Origin of the sequence: Ruegeria sp. HKCCA5839 (assembly GCF_013035585.1) — a bacterium.
Lineage (GTDB): Bacteria > Pseudomonadota > Alphaproteobacteria > Rhodobacterales > Rhodobacteraceae > Ruegeria.
On sequence record NZ_WQIE01000017.1, the window covers coordinates 1 to 18,571 of the forward strand.

Here is an 18,571-nt window from a genome sequence, read left to right on the forward strand (position 1 = left end):
CATAACCTGAAGGTCAGAGGCTCAAATCCTACGCCCGCAACCAGCGACACAGAACAAGCCGCCGAAAGGCGGCTTTTGTTGTTCTGCGCCATCCCGATCTTTCGCAGGTGTAACCAGAGCAAGTCATAACAATTTGTTTACCCACCAAGACGGAACTTAGTCGGTGTCATTCCGGTTTGACCTCGGAAAAAGCGGGTGAAATGGGACTTGTCGGAATAGCCGAGCATCAGTCCGATCTGTGCAATTGTCATCTGGTTCTGTTTGAGGTGCTCTTTGGCGAGGTCCACGCGCAACCGTTTGATTTCGCGGGGCAGCGTTGTGCCGTGTTGCTGAAGCGCCTTCAGAAATCGATCCGTTTGTATGCCCAGCAATCCGGCCACCACCTCTGGTCCCAATTCGGTTTCATCCAATTTGTCGCGCAGGACAGATCGTAAAGCGGCCACCACGGTTACTTCTTCATCCTGTCGAGGCGTGCTTATGGGCTTGGCAGAGCCTTCGGAGGCATGGTGCAAATACAGCCATTCCACAGGAAAACTGATTTGCATTCCTGGATCAGTTCCCAGGCCAACCTCGATACCTTTGTATCCGATCGGCAGACCATTGATATATCTGCTTTCCCATCGCACATGGGAAGCATCCCAAGAATTTCCGACGACGGTCTGCAATAGGCGCACATAGATTGCGGCGCCAAAGCCGGTCACCTGTATGGGTGGGACAGCTGGCTCCTGTTGCCTGTCTATTCGATACGTCGCTTTGTCTGCTTCGATGACAAGGCTGTGCCGCACAGAATTAGACTCTCGCGGTACAAGCCCCACGAAACGGGCAAAAAACTCGAACAGCGAGTTTGTTGATCGCAGGGCCTGAGCGAACGGCGGCCATCCCTCTAGGTCGAATGTCTCACCGACCTTCAGTCCAAGGTATCGATCGCCCGAAACTTCTGAGAAGGCATTCACCAAGCCGTATACCAACTCTGAGTGCACGAACACAGATGGGTCAGACAACAGTTCGGCCTGCAAGCCGACCTGATCCAAGGCAGGTTGCGGGCTGATCCCTCGGTCGGTGAGATATTGCAGAAATGGCGCCGCTAAAGAGAGACGAATGAAACCTTCGCTATGCTCTGGAGCGATAGAGTTGAACGGCAAGCTCGTCACCCTTGTCTGAACTTCGGTTATCCGGTGGCCACTTTTTTGGTCACATTCGAACATTCTAATTCAAAACAGGCAACCGATCCAAAGCTTTTCGGACTACAATTTTCAAAACACGAATATGAAGGGAGTACCTATGTCTGTTCTACAAATGTCCCTTTGCTCGACGATTATCGTCGCTGCGGGTCTTTCTTTTGCAGCGTCTGCGCTGGCTCAGGATCAGGAAGAACCCCAAACACTGTTTACCAACGTGCATGTTTTTGATGGCGTAAATGAACAGCGTATCGAGAACGCCAGCGTATTGGTCGAGGGCAATCTGATCAAGGTCGTTTCAACCGATGCGATTGATGCCCCCAATGCCACGGTCATTGACGGAGAGGGCCGGACACTGACCCCCGGGTTTATTGAACTGCACGCTCACCTCATGCTGATGGGGCCGACATTGCCATCGATGGAGGCGAACACAACTTGGGAAGACTTCGCCATTCATGGCGCGCGGATGGCCGAGATGTATTTGATGCAGGGCTTTACCACAGTCAGGGATGCAGGAGGGGCTAATGGTGGGCTGCGTCGCGCGATTGACTCGGGTCAGATTGACGGCCCACGTTACTTTCCATCTGGCGCATTTATAGGAACGCGAGGTGGTCACGCTGACTTCGCGAATTTCACTGCGCCACCGGGTTCAGAGACCAACATGAGCCGCCTGAACATGGCGCAGGAAGTCAGTGGTGTGGCTGATGTTTACAAGTTCGCCCGCAACAATTTCCGCATGGGCGCGACGCAGTTGAAATTCATGCAATCTGGGGGTGTCGTTTCGGCGTTCGACCCATGGCAATTGCTAGCTGGATCGCCCGAGGAAATCAGAGCCGCCGTTCAAGTGGCCAATGAGTATGGCAGCTATGTCATGGCGCATTCCTATCGCAAGGAAGCTATCCTGAGTGCGCTTGATGCAGGTGTTATGTCTATCGAACACGGCTTCTCGTTTGACTGTGAAATTGCACAAGTCATGAATGAAAAAGGGGCATACATTACCACCAACCTGACGGCCTTCGATCCTGGATTGCTAGACATTCCGGCAGTGGCAAATGTCCCGTCGAGCCTTGCTAAGGCAAAGTCCGCCTCGGCCACATTTGCAGGCTACATCGACAATATGAAGGAATGCCCAGTCAAACGAGGGTTTCAGACTGACTGTGTTGGTTCGGTCGAGGCTTGCAACATCCAGATTGCCTATGAGAAGCACCTGAACAATGAGTTTTTCGGACCCTACACGTCGTTGGTTACGCTGACATCGACGGGCGGCGAGGTGGTCGCTCTGTCAGGTGACTTTATGAACCCCTATACCGCTGGAAAGCTCGGCGTGATCGAGGAAGGCGCCTATGCCGACATCCTGCTGATAGACGGCAACCCGCTTGAAGACTTCTCGGTCGTTGGAACGGGTGATCAGTGGTTTGGTGCCGACCCGAGACCAGATAGCCCCGAAACGATCCGCCTGATCATGAAGGATGGTGTGATATACAAAAACACACTGGAGTGATCAGAAAAAGCAGTCGGAGAGCACATATGCGAAATTGGTTTTGCTCTGCAGTCTTCGCAGGATTGGTTTTGTGCGGTAACGCTGCCATGGCAGCGCCTGGAGCTGCGTTGGACTGGTCAGACCTGCCAGACCCATCCGCTCAGGTTTTTGAAGACCCTTACCGTGATCTCAGCCCGGAACAGCTCGACGATCTCCTGTATGTCGTACGACTGCGCGGAAGGCTGCAGGGGGATCGTGGCAGCGAAGAAGAACGGCAAAAATGGCAAGCGCTGTTGACCGATACTGAGGATGCCTTGGCAGTTGATGGAATTGATGTCGACTGGCTTCTGGATCAGCGCGAGGTCGTGACGGAACGCCGAAGAAAAGCGGGAACGCACGGAAATCCACAATTCGATGGTCAAACAGTCACACTCGCGGGCTTTGCCATTCCTGCCCCAAGTGATCCGGACGGTCGGCCTGTGGCGTATTTGGTGCCAGAACGAGGAATGTGCAGTCACCTGCCGCCACCTCCACCCAACCAAATGATCCGTGTGCGGTTGAATGAGGACTGGACGCCCAGCTATGTCCACGAACCCGTTCGGCTGACGGGCAGGCTGACGATTGATCCTTCTGTTCAGAAAATGATGGTTGTGGATGGCCTCATGCCCATGAATGCGACGTTCCAGTTAGAGACGGAGCGGGTCGAAACTTTGGAATCCGAAGCAGACGGGTTGGAATGGAAGCAGCGTGCCGCTGATCGCATCCGGGCGGCGGGAAATCGCAAAACCGGCGGGGCAAAGGCGTCTGAATGATAAAGCTTCTCGTTGTCGCGTTAAGTATTGCCTTCGCTGGTGCAGCGTCGGCTCAGGGACTATCCGGGCCCTCGTCGGTCGAAGCTGATCTAGAGCCCGGAGACGGGTTGACCGATCCGCAATACCGTTCAGATTTTCCACGCAACATCGCACCGGGTTGGTTTCAGTGGAAAGACCGCCTGGCTGAGGGCGGGTTTCGGTTCAACATAGACTACCTTGCATTGGGCCAAACCACGGATGCTGATCTGGGAACAGGCGAAGCAGCCAGCGGGATTGCGCGTTTCTACGGAAGTTGGCAGGGAACTGAGCGGGGTTCCCTGACATTCAAGATCGAAGACCGGCACAGCTACACGGATGTTGCCCCGCAATTCCTTGGGCTGGATGGTGGAGCCCTTTCGATTACCGGGACGGCCTTCAACGATACTGGATTGCTACTGACCAATCTGTTCTGGACCCAACGGGCCGAGAACGGTTCGTGGACGCTGCAAGTCGGCCAGATTGATGTCACAGATTTCGTGGATATCTATGGGCTAGTAAGCCCCTACAGCGGGTTCCAAAACCTGTCTTTCAATACCAACCCGACACTTAATGCCCCAAATCCGGGCCTGGGCATTGCTGGTGGGTTAAAGCTGAGCGAAAACTTTTACGCGGTTGCGAGTGTTGCTGACGCAAACGCCGACCCGTCTGATCCAAACTTTGATGTGTTTAGCGACGGCAATCTCTTCAAATCGCTCGAGCTCGGCTACACCTCTGGTTTCGATCGTATCTATTTTGACAATATCCACCTGACGCTTTGGCATGCGGATGCAGCCGACGATGGCAGCCGAGCGGAAGACTACGGCGCTGCGGTTTCCGCCGCATGGTTTGTTGACAATAAATGGATGCCATTTTTCCGGGCCGGGGCCTCAAAGGGCACCGCAGCGCTCTATGATCGATCCGTTTCTGCCGGTCTTGGTTACTACGGTCGCAACACCGATTTGGCCGGGCTGGGCCTGAACTGGGCCGAGGCAAGAGGTATCGACAGAGATCAGTTCACGCTTGAAGCGTTCTACCGATTTTCAATCTCACCCGGACTGCAGATCACACCATCAGTACAGTTCATTTCCGACCCGCTGCTGAATCCCGCCCAGGATAGCGTTACGCTGTTCGGTCTAAGAACGCGGATCGTTTTCTAGTGTGGATTACAAGTGGACGTTCAAATAACACTTTAGGAGGTTTTGTCATGAAGACTCTGTTGGCCATCTGCGCTATCGCGATCACCCTTGGTGGTGCGCTCCATGCGAGTGAAGAGAGCAAGACGTGGGATGCATCAGAAGAGGCAAAGCAGTTTGTTCAGGACACGATCGTCCTCGGCATGTTGGCTAGCCCCTACGGCACAGGCTGGACGGACTACGACCAGCTTCACACCTATTTTGAGCGTGCGCGGGACAACGGTATCACTGGGCATGAGATGACTCTGGCCGCAGCAGATATGTCTTTTGAAACCCTGCTAGAACAGCACTACCACTTCCGCGCGGCGATGGCGCAGCAACCGGAAAACTACCTGATCGTGAATGAAACCCGCGATATTGAGGCTGCCCACATACAGGGCAAGACGGCGGTCATCTGGAACAGCCAAACCGCCACGATCCTGAACGGTGATCTCAAAAAGATGGCATTGCTCAAGGATATGGGGATCAAGAGTATGATCCTGGCTTACAATGACATTTTCCGCACGGGTTCCGGGCAATTGGCGGCCTATAACGGGCGCGACATTGGTTTGACCCCTTGGGGAAAGTCGGTCATCGACGAAATGGTTCGTTTCGGCATCTTACTCGACCTGAGCCACACGGGCTCGAAAACGGCCAATGACGCCATGGACTACATGGATGAGAACTACCCCGGGGTGCCCTATGTCTACACGCACTCGGTTCCTGCAGGGTTGTACGCGAATGGGCCCAATGCGACGCCAAAAGGGTGTTATCGGGCCATTCCCGACGATGAGGCGCTGCGCGCGGCCAAGTCCGGTGGCTACGTTTCTCCTACGTTCACAGAATGGATGATGGACGGTGTCTGGCCCGAGGATATCTCACCTAAGCAGGCCGCTGATATGATCGACTATTATGTGCAGCTTGTGGGTGTTGACCATGTTGGAATCGCAACGGATGACATGTTCTCAACCGAACTTGTCGTGCAGTTCGCTACTGCAAACGCAAGCATGTACGACGATGGCGGCTACATGATCGATGCATTCAACAAGGGGGCGACCGGTAATGGAGAACTTGCCAAAATCCTTGCAGCGATTACCGATGACCTTTGGGCGCGCGGCTATTCAAACGAAGACCTTGCAAAGATCTATGGCGGCAACAAGATGCGGGTTTATGCGCAGGTTTGGGAGGGCAAGCCCCCCGAACAATTTCTGCAAGAATACCCCGAGCGTTTACGTCTGCGGCAAGAACTTCGTGATGGATTCTATTCGCGCTGAGCTTTCAGGGGCTTACCCTAAGAAAACAGAGTCCGATCAGCGCTGCTGAAGCTCACATCCCAAAATGTTCTGGAACGTTTCCACGCGTGGAATAGCGACCTGATCACAGGTTGATCAAGATAGGCAGGCCGCTGTACGAGTTGGGATTTGGCGTATGTCTGATTTGTTGGAGGTGTCTTTCCCTTTCGATTCCTGCTGCAACAAAATCACACGCATCACAACAAAAGGTGCGAACCGGGCCCGACACTCTTACATCAAGGGGAAGGATGGTGGGTGATGAGAGACTCGAACTCCCGACATCTTCGGTGTAAACGAAGCGCTCTAACCCAATCCGCACGTGCAACAAGGTGCTGTTTTCCACTGCCGCCACCGACACCCGATTGAAAGATGTCTTGCGTTGCCAGTAACTTGACGCTCTCACAATCGACAAAGCAAAGCAAGGCCGCAAGTGTGTTTTGCCCCTACCTAGACGCTGAATTTCAGTAAGAGCATTAACGCGTTTGCAGCGGAGGCGCAGCGGTCGCCACCTGCCGTGGGGGGTATGGGGGCAATTGGCTACAGAGTTAGGTTAGATACCCTCCCAAAAAAATGTGCGGCAAATTCTCGTCCGGTTCCGAAGCGGACGTTTGTACGATCGGTGGCGAATGATTGCTTCGAGCCCGAAGCGGACACCGAAAAAATGTCAGACGACGCCAAAAAGTAGCGTCGCCCGATAGTCGCGGTTGTCGCTTTATTCTACCAGTTCCAGATCACCGGGACGCCAGGTCTTGTCGAACCAAGGCTCGAGCGGGCCGTAGAGGCGCATCATCACGTTGAAGCTTTGCCCGGGCATGGTTTGCGCCCAGTTGTTCTCCCAACCTTCTGGGGCTTCTGGACCAAAATAGATGCTGGTACTCCCATCCTCATTAGGTTTTATCCCCGGTCTATTAGAGTCGATACCACCGGATTGCTGGTCAGTTTCAAGGATTGACCGAGTCTGTCCGCTATACAACATAAACGACGCAAAGTTTTTGGCGGGAACCGGCGCCGGTAGCGTTACCTTATAGGTTTTTGAGCCGTCAAGGTACTGTCCGTTGCTGTCTCGCGCTGTCATCGCATAGACAGACCCCGTCCCGACCGGTGGCGAGGTCATCGCAGGCGTTATGCCCGTTGCCATATAGAAAAAGTACGACCGATCATCGAGGATGCGCGCGCCGTCCTCAAGAAAAAGATAGCTCTGGCGTTGGAACGGTGAGTTCCATTGCCGGTCTTCATAAAAGAAAACCCCCGGATCGCGCGAGGCATACGTGATCGCTCGCGCCGTGGCGTTTGCGATTGCTGCTGCCTCCTTGAAAATGGCCTGCATACGGGCATCGGGTTCGAAGGGCTCGCCCTTCCTGATCCCTATGGAAGCAAACGTTCCTACAATTTCCGGACTGAACGCACCAATTGGATTGTTTTCGAGTGCGACGTGGATCTCTTCAAAGAAGTCTTCGTTGTTCGCGTGAACAGTGTTGTGTTGAACACCGGAGATATTCAGGAAAATTTCCGCGGGAGGATTGTCCGCTTCACTAAGCGGATAGATATTCAGACCCGCCTTGATCTCGGCAACAGGGCCAGCCGTATCTCCGTCTGCGTCTGGCGAGCGTCTTAGCAACAACCAGTGCTCATATGTCTTTGTGCGTAGTTCGAAGTAGCCCTCGGGCACCGGCGTTTCATCGTCGTTGTGCAAAAGTAGATACTTGCCACCTTCTCCCTTATCCGCGCCAAGCGCCCCGATATCCGTCACATAGTCAAACGCGGCGTCATCAAGCAACCCAAGCAGGCCTGCCGGAACCTCAATCACCATCGGGCCATCCGAGATATCGACATTCGAACCAATGTAGATTGTGGTTGTATTGGGCGTCAGCCAGATGGACCGCGCGTCCAGCAGGTCTTCTGCAATCACGACGTCATTGGGATTGACGCCCAAGTCTTCGTATCCCTGAAACATAGCTCGAAGCGAAGCGATCTTCATGCCATCCAGGAAAGCCGTCGTTGCTCTGATCAGATCAAGGTTGTCGAAGACTTTCTCCACCGTCTCAGGTGATGGCATACCATCGAAGAATTCCAGATCACCAAGCGTCTGGGTCTCGACCTTGTCTGGTGTAAGAACATTCTCAGGAACGTCGGCTTTGAATTCTTGGGCTGAAGAATGCGATGCGAGTATCAGGGCAGTCAGCACAGCTAAAGACTTTGTTTTCATTGTTCGCTCCATTGGGAATTACTGTTTGTTTTGATCAGTTTACTTTTTCTAGATCGCCCAGCATCCAGCCACTCTCCAGCCATCCGTCTTGCGGCCCATATAGACGAAACAAAAGGAAGTACGGCTCTGTGGTTGGTATCCAGTTGCTTTCCATGCCTTCCGGTGCTTCTGGTCCAAAAAAGATGTCGTAAGAACCGTCTTCATTAGCCTGCATCGCATCAGTGTCGCGCTCGGACAAACCGACAGGATCAACGTTCCGAATGAAGCTCTTGGTCTCCATCGAATAAACAATCACGGACCAGAAATCGTCGGCAGGTGTATCCGCTGGGACGTTCAGTTTATAGGTCTGATTGTGATCGTACATTTCCCCGTCGCTGTCGCGCAGGCCTGTCAGATAAAATGTACCTCCGCCCAGTTGTTTCGGCAGGTATGTAATCCAGAAATAACTGCCGCCCGCACGCGCATCCACAAGGACTTCGGTCTCAGTCTCATAGGGGAAACCAGCCTCGGGTTGACCATCCGCGAAATCCCAAATCAACCACTGGCTCCTCATCTCGCCGCTATCGTCGACCCAAAGTGGGATCATGGCTTTCCCGGGCGTCACAAAGTAGTTCTGCATCGAGGCGTACGCGAGCAACAATCCCTCGTTCATTGCCTGCATTTGAAGTTCACTTGGTTCGAAAGGCTTTCCCTTCTCGATCCCGAGATCTTTCAGAAAATTCACCATAACCTTGTCTTGTGGACGGATCGGGTTGTTTTGAACGTAATCGTTCAGGTCCTGAAAGAATGTCTCGTTGTAGTATGGAAGCGAGTCGTACGGCACTTCTGACGCTTCGAGATAGTTGTTGGGTGGCGGATTGTCGGCCTCGGACAGGTAGTACACTTTGATCGTCTGAGCGTACTCGGCCGCATCGGCGTCCGTTCCGCCATTCGTCAGTTTTGGCCGGAACGAAAAACCATATTCGTAGGTATCTGTTTCAAAGGGAAGGTATCCCGCTTCAGTTAATTCCTCCAGCGACATTTCCCCTTCGTAGCCTGGGGGTAGCATGAGGTACTTGCCGCCGACACCTTCATCGAAACCATCGGGACCTACGTCCACAATAGGAACATCCCAAGCATTCACGATTGTACCGAAGTAGTTCACCTTGTCGGTGGCAGCGGGCACTTCAATGACAAGGGGACCGGGTTCGGAGGTCATTGAAGCCCAAGCATAGGCCGTAACATCGTTGGCCGTAAGAAACCCATGTTTGGAGTCGAACGGCTTGTTGAGATAAATGATGTCATTGTAGTCGCCACCGAGGTCGCGGCGAATGCCCTTGAGGAAATCGATCATACCTGCGGCAGGCATTCCCCAAATGGCCGTCTGGGTGGCACGCTGCACCATAATCTTGTACTCGATGTCCTCGACCTCGGCTGATCGTGCAAGGATGTCGCCCGTGTCGTTGAAGGACTGGGAGAAAACTGGTGAAGCAGAAATACCTGCGCCGAGCACCATTCCCAAAAAATGCATCGAAAAACCGCCGTGTAATGGCCGAAGTATTTTCATATTGCAATGCTCCCTGCTGTTTAGGGAAAGCTTGCACATCCGTTCAGCCGATGCGTATCATTTCACGACACGCGGGCGAACAAGCGGGTTGACGGATTGAACCTACCACCGATGATTTCGGCCAAGGCCTTGGGCGCGATGCCCCAGTTTGTGCTTGAGGCCGCTGGGGAAAGACGCTTGTTGCGTGCTTTTGACTCTGCCGATCTTCCTGTTCACTTCATTGAGGAAAGAGGCGGTTACATCTCGGAGCATGCCTTGGCGACCTTTGTGCACGAAGCCGCACGATCCACGGGACAACAAAACATCGGATTGTTGTGGTCACCGTATCTCACTGTCGCTGACTACGGCGCCTGGGGGAGTTACGTTCTTTCTGCTCCAACGCTGGGGGCAGCGCTAATACGAGCTTCTGCCGTCATGCCATTTCATTCGTCCACGGATCGCGCGTGGCTTGAAACTTCGGGCACTAGCGCGCGCTACTGTTATCGTTTTGGACTTCGCTCGCATTTCGCGTATCCGGACATCGGTTTCTCGGCCGTTGGGGTTTTTCTGAGCATATTCCGCGCGTATTTAGGAAACGATTGGAAGCCATCGGCCGTGCTCTTGGACTTCCCGAAAGTTCCTGGGTTTGTCGAGGCAGAAGACACTTACGCTTGTCCTGTAATCTGGAACGCCACCCGCCTTGGGGTTGAGTTTGAAGCTTCGGCTTTGAGCTCCGAAGCCGCGCCCAAAAAACTTAGCGGAGGCTCGACAACTGTCGGAGATATTTCACGCGAACGATTGGGCGGCCCACCTCAAACACTTAGAGGACAAGTCGAGGAGGTGGTTTGGCAACAACTTCATCGGGAGGAAATGTCGATTGATGCCACCGCGCGTTCGCTCGATCTTGGCGTTCGCACACTACAACGGAAGTTAGCAAGCGAAGGGGTTCGTTTTCGCGAAATCGTCAACGATATCAGGGTAGCAAGGGCCGAGGAACTCCTTACAGATACGCGCGAGACAGTCTCCAGTATCTCCTCCATGCTAGGATACGAAACCGCAAATAATTTCAGCCGCGCATTTAAGAAGGTAACGGGATTGGCACCCTCTGACTATCGCCAAAGGAATTCCGGTCATACTTGAATGGTCGTCTGCAAAAGCAAGCCGTTGGCGTCTGCATTGCTCACAAATTTAAGTTCAGGTTGGATGCGACGAGTAACCGCGTCCAACCCGAGTAGGGCGGGAAGCTAACCTAGTTCGATCACTTTATACGTTTTCTTTTAGGATCAAGAAACAAAGTGAACTGGAACAATGACAAAGTTGCAGACTATTTGCTTGTAGAGGTGATTCTATCTGTTGCCCCGCGTCGATTACCCTGGGATAGGATCAACGCGGGGCTGTAGGAAAGTGCTAGGTAATCAAATGACGCCCGCACTCACTACGGGAAACATTCTGATATTTCGATGCTTGCTCTATTTATGTATCCAATTTGGATATTTGATAGATCCAACTGCTTAAAAGTCGGAGCATGCAATGCGCACACCCCTCGAGATGGAGAGCTTTGGTCGCGAGTTAACCGAGCACCTTCTTAGAATTGTATGGTTGCTTATGTTGGTTGATACTTTTTTGGAGCTATTCCAAACAATTACTCAAAAAGCATCCACGAGATGGAAAATACTTCTGTAAATGCAGCGACGAGCTTTTGTAGTTCTGTTTTGGGTGCAGCCCCTAGTCATTTCCAGACACGAACCAATGGAACTGGCGAAAAAACCCACGGTCGTTCATGGGATGGGAGACGACCGTGGGTATCAGTTAGGGGTATGATAGGTACGAAGCCATCATGAGTTTGGATCAAAACTCCCACAAAAGATTTGTATTTTGAAAGAAGAGCTTGCGAGTTGTTCAGGCTATAGGTGTTCACCGACGTTCCGCAGTGCTTTTCGAGCAGTTGTTTGCAAACGACGCTTTCACTCGTTGAAATGAATTCACATCGAAATATTTGCTTTTGTTGCGTCGTAGGTAGCTTCGCGACGCATCATCTAATTGGGAGGAATACATGAAATATGCTGCCATTTTTGCCGCCGCGGCAATCTCCGCATATGCAACTGTTGCCGCTGCCAAAGACCCGGTTCCGGCAAGTAGCGACAACTTCGAGATTTACAGTGAGGTTGAAGGCTGGACGGTTTATGCTGACAACGACTCTGGTACATGCCTGATAGAAAAAGTCTTCGAGAGCGGGAACGTCATGCAAATGGGTCTAACCAAAAACCAAAAACACGGTTACTTGGGAGTATTCACGCAAGCTGACATAGACATCAAAAACCGTCAAAAAATAGAAATAGCAATTGACGACTTCGTGTATGAAGGTCGCGCAAAAGGCATAAAAAGCAAGAAGCTAGCGGATGACTACTCTGGTGGCTATATCGTTGTAAAGAACGCGAATATGGCGACTGCCGTGGCCGAAGGACAGACTTTGATCGCATTTCCAAAGAAGTCCGCAAATTTCATTGTGGACCTAACCGGTACAAAGAAGGCTATGGAAGAAGGGCGTAAATGCAACCTTGCACTTGCCAGCTAACTTAGGCCGTCGCTCAACCTCAAAAAAGTTGAGTCGCCTTTTCGTCAAACCCTTTGTGGCCCCGCAGTTTGCGGGGTCATTTATTCGTCATTTTTTGTCTCTTCGCCTCAAGCATCAAGGTTTTGGTTAGCCCGCCGAAACTGGTGCGGGCGTTGTCTAGAAAGCAACGAATTTTGGTTTATCCGAGTGAGTGGCCAGATCGAGTGCGATATTCAAACAAGGCAACGCGGTCTGTTATTTCCCGTGTCTGCTTTGACCGAAACTCTGCCGTTCAGCAGATTTCAAAGAACGTCCAGCGCCGTTCAATGCAGACGTTCAGGCGAAATTTCTCGGAATGACCACCAACAATGACCGCTATCCGTTCCTAAGCCGTCATCTGACTTAACGACTCAGATGACTGACTTGAGCCCATACCTACCAAATGCTGCACACTGCACGAATGGCCACTTTCGAGCCGACCTACGCCCGAATCTCTTCACGCATAAACTCCACAAAGGCCCTTACACGCGGCTTTCGAAAGGCCGAAGGTAACTGCACGCTTTGGATCGGCAAAGTGCGGGAATGGAACTCCGGAAAGAGTTGCACAAGACGTCCGGTTTCAAGGTCGTCCCCCAAAAACACATCTGGGCATATGAAGATGCCGCTCCCGGCACGCGTCGGTACGAGGCAGGCGGGAGGACTGTTTGCCAGAAATGGGCCAGAGACAGGCACCTGCACGGTTTGCCCTTCGATCTGGAATGGCCAGCGGTTTGGATCGGGGTTGTTCGCATCTCGAATGCAAATGTGGTCCGAGAGTTCCGCAGGATGTGAAGGTGTGCCATGTTCTTCAAGGTAGCAAGGAGTCGCGACGACTTTCATATGCGTTTCACCGAGCTTGCGAACGACCAAACTGGAGTCGCTGAGCGCGCCGATCCGTATTGCGATATCGAAACCGCCCTTGGCCAGATCAGCATAATGATCCGACAAGTCCAATTCGACTGTGACGTCCGGGTGTTGCTCTACGAAACGGCTTGCTGCTTTAGCCACCGCCGTGTCGCCATAGGTAAGGGGTGCCGCCACACGAACGATGCCCTTCAAGCCCTCTGAAGCGTCAAACTCAGTCTCCAACTGCTCCAATTCAGCCAGCACCCGTCGCGCTCCTTCCAGATATCGCTCCCCCTCGTGGGTCAACGACATAGACCTGGTGGTGCGATGGAGAAGATTCAGCCTAACCATGTTTTCGAGCTGGGCCACACGTTTGCTGACCAGCTTGTTTGAAATGCCAAGCCGTTGTCCGGCGGCGGCAAAAGAACCGGATTCCACAACAGCCACGAAGCTCTGCATCCCGTCGATCCGGTCCATAGCATTGTCTCCATTTGTGCGATACACACTCGCTCTTATCGCCATTTCATGGAGAAAAGACCATCGCTAAGTTCCTCTCAAGCTGAATCGCAGGAGAAAAGAACATGGCAACGTCAGACGCCCCCATCTCAATAGGTCAGGTCGCCCTGACGGTGCGCGATCTGGATAAGACCGCAACCTTTTATGAAGACGTGATCGGCCTTGGCCTAGTCGAACGCAACGGTGAAAGCGCCCGCCTCGGCACCGAGGCCGGCACGCTGATCGAGCTGCGCCAGGACCGCAATGCCAAACCCTTTCCCAAAGAGGCGGGGCTGTTTCACACCGCATTTCTGTTGCCGTCCAAACAAGACCTCGGCGCATGGCTGATCTACGCGGATGAGCGCGGTGTTCGCCTGGATGGCGCATCCCACCACGGTGTCAGCGAGGCGCTGTATCTGAACGATCCAGAAGGAAACGGCATCGAAATCTATCGTGATCTGCCTCGCGAAGCGTGGAAACGCCAAGGCAATACCATCCACATGACAACGCACCCGCTCGACCTGAAATCACTAACGGAGGATGCCACACAGTGGCAAGGCGCACCGCAAGGCACAGTCATCGGACACGTTCATTTACGTGTCGGTGATGTCAGCAAGGCAGCCAAGTTCGTTACTGACGAGCTGAGTATGGTTCAGACATTTGAGCTGCCCTCAGCCCGCTGGTTCGGGTCCGGTGGCTACCATCACCATCTTGCCGCGAATGCTTGGCAATCAAAGGGGGCAGGCCCGCGCTCTGTCGAAACCACAGGTCTCGCGAGTGTTGAGCTGTTGGCTGACCCCGCAAGTCTCACGCCCGGCCAGAAGGTCGATCCCTGGGGCACAGAATTCACGATCACCTCAGTGCAGGCTTGCGCCGCGTGAATGTCGTCAAATCAAACCAAGAGAGGACTACAACAATGACACCTAAAGAACTCGTAATGGAGGCCGTAGCCGCCATTTTTGTCAACTTCGACGCAACTGCCGCCGAACAGCTTCTGGCAAAGGACTATATCCAGCACAACCCAGCCGTCCCCACGGGGGCTGCGCCGATCCTTGGCTTCATTCCTGGTCTGAAAGAAAGCGGGATCGAGGTGGATATCCACCGGGTGATCGCGGAAGGCAACATGGTTGTCCTGCATACGACCTACAACAACGCTCAGGCGTTCGGTGCTGACACTCTGGTGGGGTTCGATGTTTTCCGCGTCGAGGACGGAAAGGTTGCAGAGCACTGGGACAACCTGACCCAAATTACACCGCCAAATCCTTCGGGGCATACTCAGACCGATGGTTCAACTGAGATCACAGATCTGGACAAGACCGCTGAGAACAAAGCGCTGGTCACAGACTTTGTGAACACCATCCTGAAAGATGGCGACGTTGACCGGATCACCGAATTCCTGTCCACGGAGACCTACATCCAGCACAACAGCAACATTGCTGACGGTCTGGACGGTTTAGGTGCTGCTCTTGCTGGCATGGCCGAGCAAGGCATCCAGATGATCTACACGGATGTCCACATTGTTGTGGCCGAGGGTAACTTTGTCTTCACCGCCTCTGAGGGAACGTTCGCTGACAAACCAACAGCGTTCTATGATCTGTTCCGCGTCGAAGACGGCAAGATCGTTGAGCATTGGGACGTGATCGCCGATATCCCTGCGGAAATGGCTCATGACAACGGCAAGTTTTGATCGGGTGCCAATATGAAAGCGTTCCTGATCACCTTAATGATGACGCTGGGAGGCGCGGCTATGGCTCAAGATGCTGGTGTAATCGAGATTGTGACAATGGACCTTGCCGAGGGTGTTTCAGCTCAAGCGTTCGAACCGGTCGACAAGGCAATTGAGGACGAGTACGTCAGTAAACAGCCTGGCTTCATCTCCCGGCAAGCCGCCTTCGCAGACGACAAATGGGCGGTTGTCGTCAATTGGGAAAGCGCGGAGGCAGCGCAAGCATCCATGGACAGCTTTGCCTCTGCTCCGGCTGCTGAGAAGTTTATGAGCATGATCGATGCATCTTCTATGTCGATGAAGCGCTACCAACTGGCACGGTAAGAGCCTTCATACTAACCAAAGCGCCCATGGAAACATGGGTGCTTTGTTGCATTTTGATCATCAGCATTCATCACCGGACAATCGGGCTATCCAGGCGGACGGCAACTCTGTCCCGCATAGCGGCCTTTCAGGATATTCAGGCGAACTTTAGCATCGAGCCCAAAGTTACCAGTGGTGCTTGGGGCACGAAGATCAGCAATACGCAGAAAGCGGACTTTGCAAAGTCTCGCCAAGGCACCAAAACGGACGCTTATCGCTGTCTCGTATGCAGCAGGATAATTTCCCAAAAATGATCGTTAGTCTTCTGTGCCGCTGACCCAAGCCACCTTCAAGTTTGGATCGAAGAGCAACGGTTTCACCTCTACTTGCCTAGTTCTAAGCCAGACAGGCTCAAATTCTCTGTTGTCCGCCAAAGCATCAAGGCTTGTATCGTGCGTAGTCGAAGTCCATATACACGAGGCTTACGTTTTTCTTTTTCGACCTGCTGTCTCCCCAATTCGGCGTTCAGTCTTTCGATTCAGACCGACCACGCCGAGTCGCCGCAATGATGCGGGCGGCACGTATTAGGAGACTTCCACCATGGCAAATGGCACAGTAAAATGGTTCAACTCAACCAAAGGTTTTGGCTTTATCGAGCCTGAAGATGGCAAGCGCGACGTGTTCGTGCATATCTCAGCAGTTGAACGTTCCGGCCTTAGCGAATTGAAAGACGGTCAGAAAGTTACTTTCGACGTCGAAGCTGGCCGTGACGGACGCGAAAGCGCCGCCAATCTGGCACTCGCCTGACCTTTCACGGGCACCCATAAGGGTGCCCGTTTGAACAATGGGCGACTATAAGCCGTCGGAGACCAAGTAAGTTGCAACCTAAAGACTGGACGCGGGTGCTCGCGCAGTACCGTGTGCCCGATGCGAAGCGCAGTGTTTTTGAACTTGCGATCACTGTTTTCCCCTTATTCGCGCTATGGGCCCTAGCGTGGTTTGCGTTGTCATTCAGCGTCTGGATCGCAATATTTCTGGCCATCCTGAATGCCGCATTTCTGGTCCGTATCTTCATCATCATGCATGATTGTGGTCATGGATCTTTCTTTAGAAGTCGCCGCGCATGCAATTGGATCGGCCGGGTTCTGGGTGTTCTTACCGTTACTCCCTATGACGTTTGGCGGCAAAGCCATGCGATTCACCATGCCTCAACCGGTAACCTTGATCGGCGTGGTATGGGTGACATCCCTACATTGACCATTGAGGAATACCTGAAACGGAATTGGTTCGGGCGTGCCGCGTATCGTCTGACCCGGAACCCCGTCTTCCTGTTCGGTGTTGCGCCGATCTATACGTTCTTTATTCAATACCGCTTACCTGTTGGCTTCATGCGGTCGGGCTGGCTGTATTGGGCAAGTGCGATGGGAACAAACGCCGCAATTGCAGGGTTATTGGCTCTGATTTTATGGGCCGGAGGCTTTGAGGTGTTGGCGTGTGTTTTCCTGCCAACCGTGATTGTCGCATCATCCATTGGTATTTGGCTTTTCTACATTCAACACCAGTTCGAACACACGACTTGGGATCGGGAAGAGGGCTGGAACCTTCAGAACGCCGCGTTCTATGGCAGTTCTCACTATGCCCTGCCAGGCATCCTGCGGTGGTTCTCTGGCAACATTGGTGTGCACCATGTTCACCATCTCGCCAGCCGCATACCGTTTTATCGGCTAAACGAGGTTTTGCGTGACCATTCTGAGTTGGAAGATTGCCAGCGTATTACTTTATTTGAGAGCCTTCATTGCGCACGGTTGCATCTTTGGGATGAAAAAAGTCAACGTCTGCTGACATTTTCCGAGGCTTTGTCGAACGCCAATTCCAATAGGTATTTAGTGTAGTCTGGCGCGGACCAGATAGGCTTCGACGGTATCACCTCCTAGGGCGCGAATGGCCTCTAATCGGTGAAGGCCTTCAATCAGTACGAACCTCTTGTTGTCCGAGCGTATCTGGATCGGGGTCTTCTGGCCGTTCTTCAGAATATCTTCGGCCAGCGTCAGCACTTTTTGCTGATCAAGTGTTTTTGCACGTTTCACAGGTACATAGATCAATTCAAGCGGATATGGTCTTTTCTCCAACATAAGCTACGTGAGCAACCTTTCGTGCACTTGTTCCGGTTCGGGTTTCGCTTCAAAAGCAGGCGCTGGAACGCACGTCATAGAACCGAACGAACAGCGTCGCGCAGTTCCTGATGCATGATCCAAGTTGCTGGCTCATCGTCACTTTCGATGTGAGAAAAGGCCAGGACCTGGGCGGCGCCATCATTCTGTGCCGATCCGGCTTCGGGAAGTTCGAGTTCCAGATATTCAGCAATTAATAGTCCGATTTTCTTGAAGACCTTGATGCAGGCCTCGCGCGATTTGTAACAGGCTGCCTGAGACAAGTGACCAATAGTCAGACCTTCCTTGCCTGCGATTGTAAGTGCTTTGAGCATTGTGACCTGCGCAGGGGTGAGCCTGATCTGGCGCAATGCCTCTGCATATTCTCTTGCACTGGGAACGAGCGTGCCGGAGTTTCCTTCCAAACGTCGTTGACCGCTACGTTTCCTGTCTCGTTCTTCGAGAATTCCTTTTAAGGCTTCAATGGCCAATGCTGGTGTTTCGCCGACTGCATCGGCAATCATTGCCTGCGTTTTAGCCGGTGGCTTGGGGAATGCGCGCGCAACGCTGTTACCGCTCAGGATGCCGGCCTTAATCAAGTACTTTCCAAATTCTTCTTCAATCACTCCTGCTACGTCAGCGTTCCGCGACTCACGAACACTGCGATCCTGAAATGCTCTTTGTTCCAGACCACGAGCTGACATCTTTGAACCGTGAAGGGTTACTTGAGGGGCATTTTTGCGCATCAGAGAAACACCACGGTAATTATCGCTGC

At 52.9% G+C, this 18,571-nt stretch carries 17 protein-coding genes; 11 read left to right on the forward strand and 6 right to left on the reverse strand.

Features of this window, described 5'->3' with window-relative positions:
* Positions 1–137: 137 nt before the first annotated feature.
* Positions 138–1,205 (reverse strand): AraC family transcriptional regulator, encoded by a 1,068-nt coding sequence (locus GOV38_RS21840; protein WP_171210326.1) that lies wholly within the window; start codon positions 1,203–1,205, stop codon positions 138–140.
* A 76-nt stretch (positions 1,206–1,281) separates the two neighbouring features.
* Between GOV38_RS21840 and GOV38_RS21845 the strand changes: the two genes are divergently transcribed.
* The 4 genes from GOV38_RS21845 (at position 1,282) to GOV38_RS21860 (ending at position 5,934) form a co-directional block, all read left to right on the forward strand.
* The gene (locus tag GOV38_RS21845) at positions 1,282–2,679 is read left to right on the forward strand and encodes an amidohydrolase family protein (RefSeq protein WP_171133795.1); all 1,398 of its coding nucleotides are present in this window, start codon (positions 1,282–1,284) and stop codon (positions 2,677–2,679) included.
* 86 nt (positions 2,680–2,765) lie between these two features.
* Entirely contained in the window at positions 2,766–3,470 is a 705-nt protein-coding gene (locus GOV38_RS21850) for a DUF3299 domain-containing protein (RefSeq protein ID WP_254453178.1), read from the forward strand.
* Positions 3,467–4,645, forward strand: a complete 1,179-nt coding sequence (locus GOV38_RS21855; protein WP_171210328.1) for a carbohydrate porin — start codon at positions 3,467–3,469, stop codon at positions 4,643–4,645. The genes GOV38_RS21850 and GOV38_RS21855 overlap by 4 nt, the downstream gene beginning before the upstream one ends.
* A 47-nt stretch (positions 4,646–4,692) precedes the next feature.
* A complete protein-coding gene (locus GOV38_RS21860) occupies positions 4,693–5,934 on the forward strand; it encodes a membrane dipeptidase (RefSeq protein WP_171210329.1) in 1,242 nt (413 codons plus the stop codon).
* A 730-nt stretch (positions 5,935–6,664) separates the two neighbouring features.
* Here the strand turns inward: GOV38_RS21860 and GOV38_RS21865 are convergent.
* Both GOV38_RS21865 and GOV38_RS21870 read right to left on the reverse strand, forming a co-directional pair.
* Positions 6,665–8,158, reverse strand: a complete 1,494-nt coding sequence (locus GOV38_RS21865) for a DUF1254 domain-containing protein (protein ID WP_170570601.1) — start codon at positions 8,156–8,158, stop codon at positions 6,665–6,667.
* Between the two features lie 34 nt (positions 8,159–8,192).
* Positions 8,193–9,704 carry a DUF1214 domain-containing protein gene (locus tag GOV38_RS21870; RefSeq protein ID WP_217352023.1) on the reverse strand — a complete coding sequence of 504 codons (1,512 nt, stop codon included), beginning with the start codon at positions 9,702–9,704 and terminating at the stop codon, positions 8,193–8,195.
* 96 nt (positions 9,705–9,800) lie between these two features.
* Between GOV38_RS21870 and GOV38_RS21875 the strand changes: the two genes are divergently transcribed.
* Together GOV38_RS21875 and GOV38_RS21880 are read left to right on the forward strand one after the other, a co-directional pair.
* Complete coding sequence (locus tag GOV38_RS21875; protein WP_170570598.1) at positions 9,801–10,823, forward strand: AraC family transcriptional regulator; 1,023 nt, start codon at positions 9,801–9,803, stop codon at positions 10,821–10,823.
* Positions 10,824–11,736: 913 nt separating this feature from the next.
* The gene (locus GOV38_RS21880) at positions 11,737–12,258 is read left to right on the forward strand and encodes a hypothetical protein (RefSeq protein WP_170704305.1); all 522 of its coding nucleotides are present in this window, start codon (positions 11,737–11,739) and stop codon (positions 12,256–12,258) included.
* Positions 12,259–12,717: 459 nt separating this feature from the next.
* Here GOV38_RS21880 and GOV38_RS21885 read toward each other — a convergent pair whose 3' ends face one another.
* Positions 12,718–13,599 (reverse strand): LysR family transcriptional regulator, encoded by an 882-nt coding sequence (locus GOV38_RS21885; protein ID WP_171210330.1) that lies wholly within the window; start codon positions 13,597–13,599, stop codon positions 12,718–12,720.
* 104 nt (positions 13,600–13,703) lie between these two features.
* Between GOV38_RS21885 and GOV38_RS21890 the strand changes: the two genes are divergently transcribed.
* The 5 genes from GOV38_RS21890 to GOV38_RS21910 all read left to right on the forward strand — a co-directional run bounded on the left by GOV38_RS21890 (position 13,704) and on the right by GOV38_RS21910 (position 17,538).
* Positions 13,704–14,498 (forward strand): VOC family protein, encoded by a 795-nt coding sequence (locus tag GOV38_RS21890; RefSeq protein WP_171210331.1) that lies wholly within the window; start codon positions 13,704–13,706, stop codon positions 14,496–14,498.
* A 35-nt stretch (positions 14,499–14,533) separates the two neighbouring features.
* Entirely contained in the window at positions 14,534–15,304 is a 771-nt protein-coding gene (locus tag GOV38_RS21895) for a nuclear transport factor 2 family protein (protein ID WP_170417149.1), read from the forward strand.
* Positions 15,305–15,316: 12 nt separating this feature from the next.
* The gene (locus tag GOV38_RS21900) at positions 15,317–15,667 is read left to right on the forward strand and encodes an antibiotic biosynthesis monooxygenase (protein WP_170417151.1); all 351 of its coding nucleotides are present in this window, start codon (positions 15,317–15,319) and stop codon (positions 15,665–15,667) included.
* 579 nt (positions 15,668–16,246) lie between these two features.
* The gene (locus GOV38_RS21905; protein ID WP_170328727.1) at positions 16,247–16,453 is read left to right on the forward strand and encodes a cold-shock protein; all 207 of its coding nucleotides are present in this window, start codon (positions 16,247–16,249) and stop codon (positions 16,451–16,453) included.
* 71 nt (positions 16,454–16,524) lie between these two features.
* Complete coding sequence (locus GOV38_RS21910) at positions 16,525–17,538, forward strand: fatty acid desaturase (protein WP_170752037.1); 1,014 nt, start codon at positions 16,525–16,527, stop codon at positions 17,536–17,538.
* Here the strand turns inward: GOV38_RS21910 and GOV38_RS21915 are convergent.
* A complete protein-coding gene (locus GOV38_RS21915) occupies positions 17,530–17,778 on the reverse strand; it encodes a ParB N-terminal domain-containing protein (protein ID WP_170334757.1) in 249 nt (82 codons plus the stop codon). The genes GOV38_RS21910 and GOV38_RS21915 overlap by 9 nt on opposite strands.
* A 74-nt stretch (positions 17,779–17,852) precedes the next feature.
* A complete protein-coding gene (locus GOV38_RS21920; protein ID WP_171210332.1) occupies positions 17,853–18,542 on the reverse strand; it encodes a hypothetical protein in 690 nt (229 codons plus the stop codon).
* Positions 18,543–18,571 lie beyond the last annotated feature (29 nt).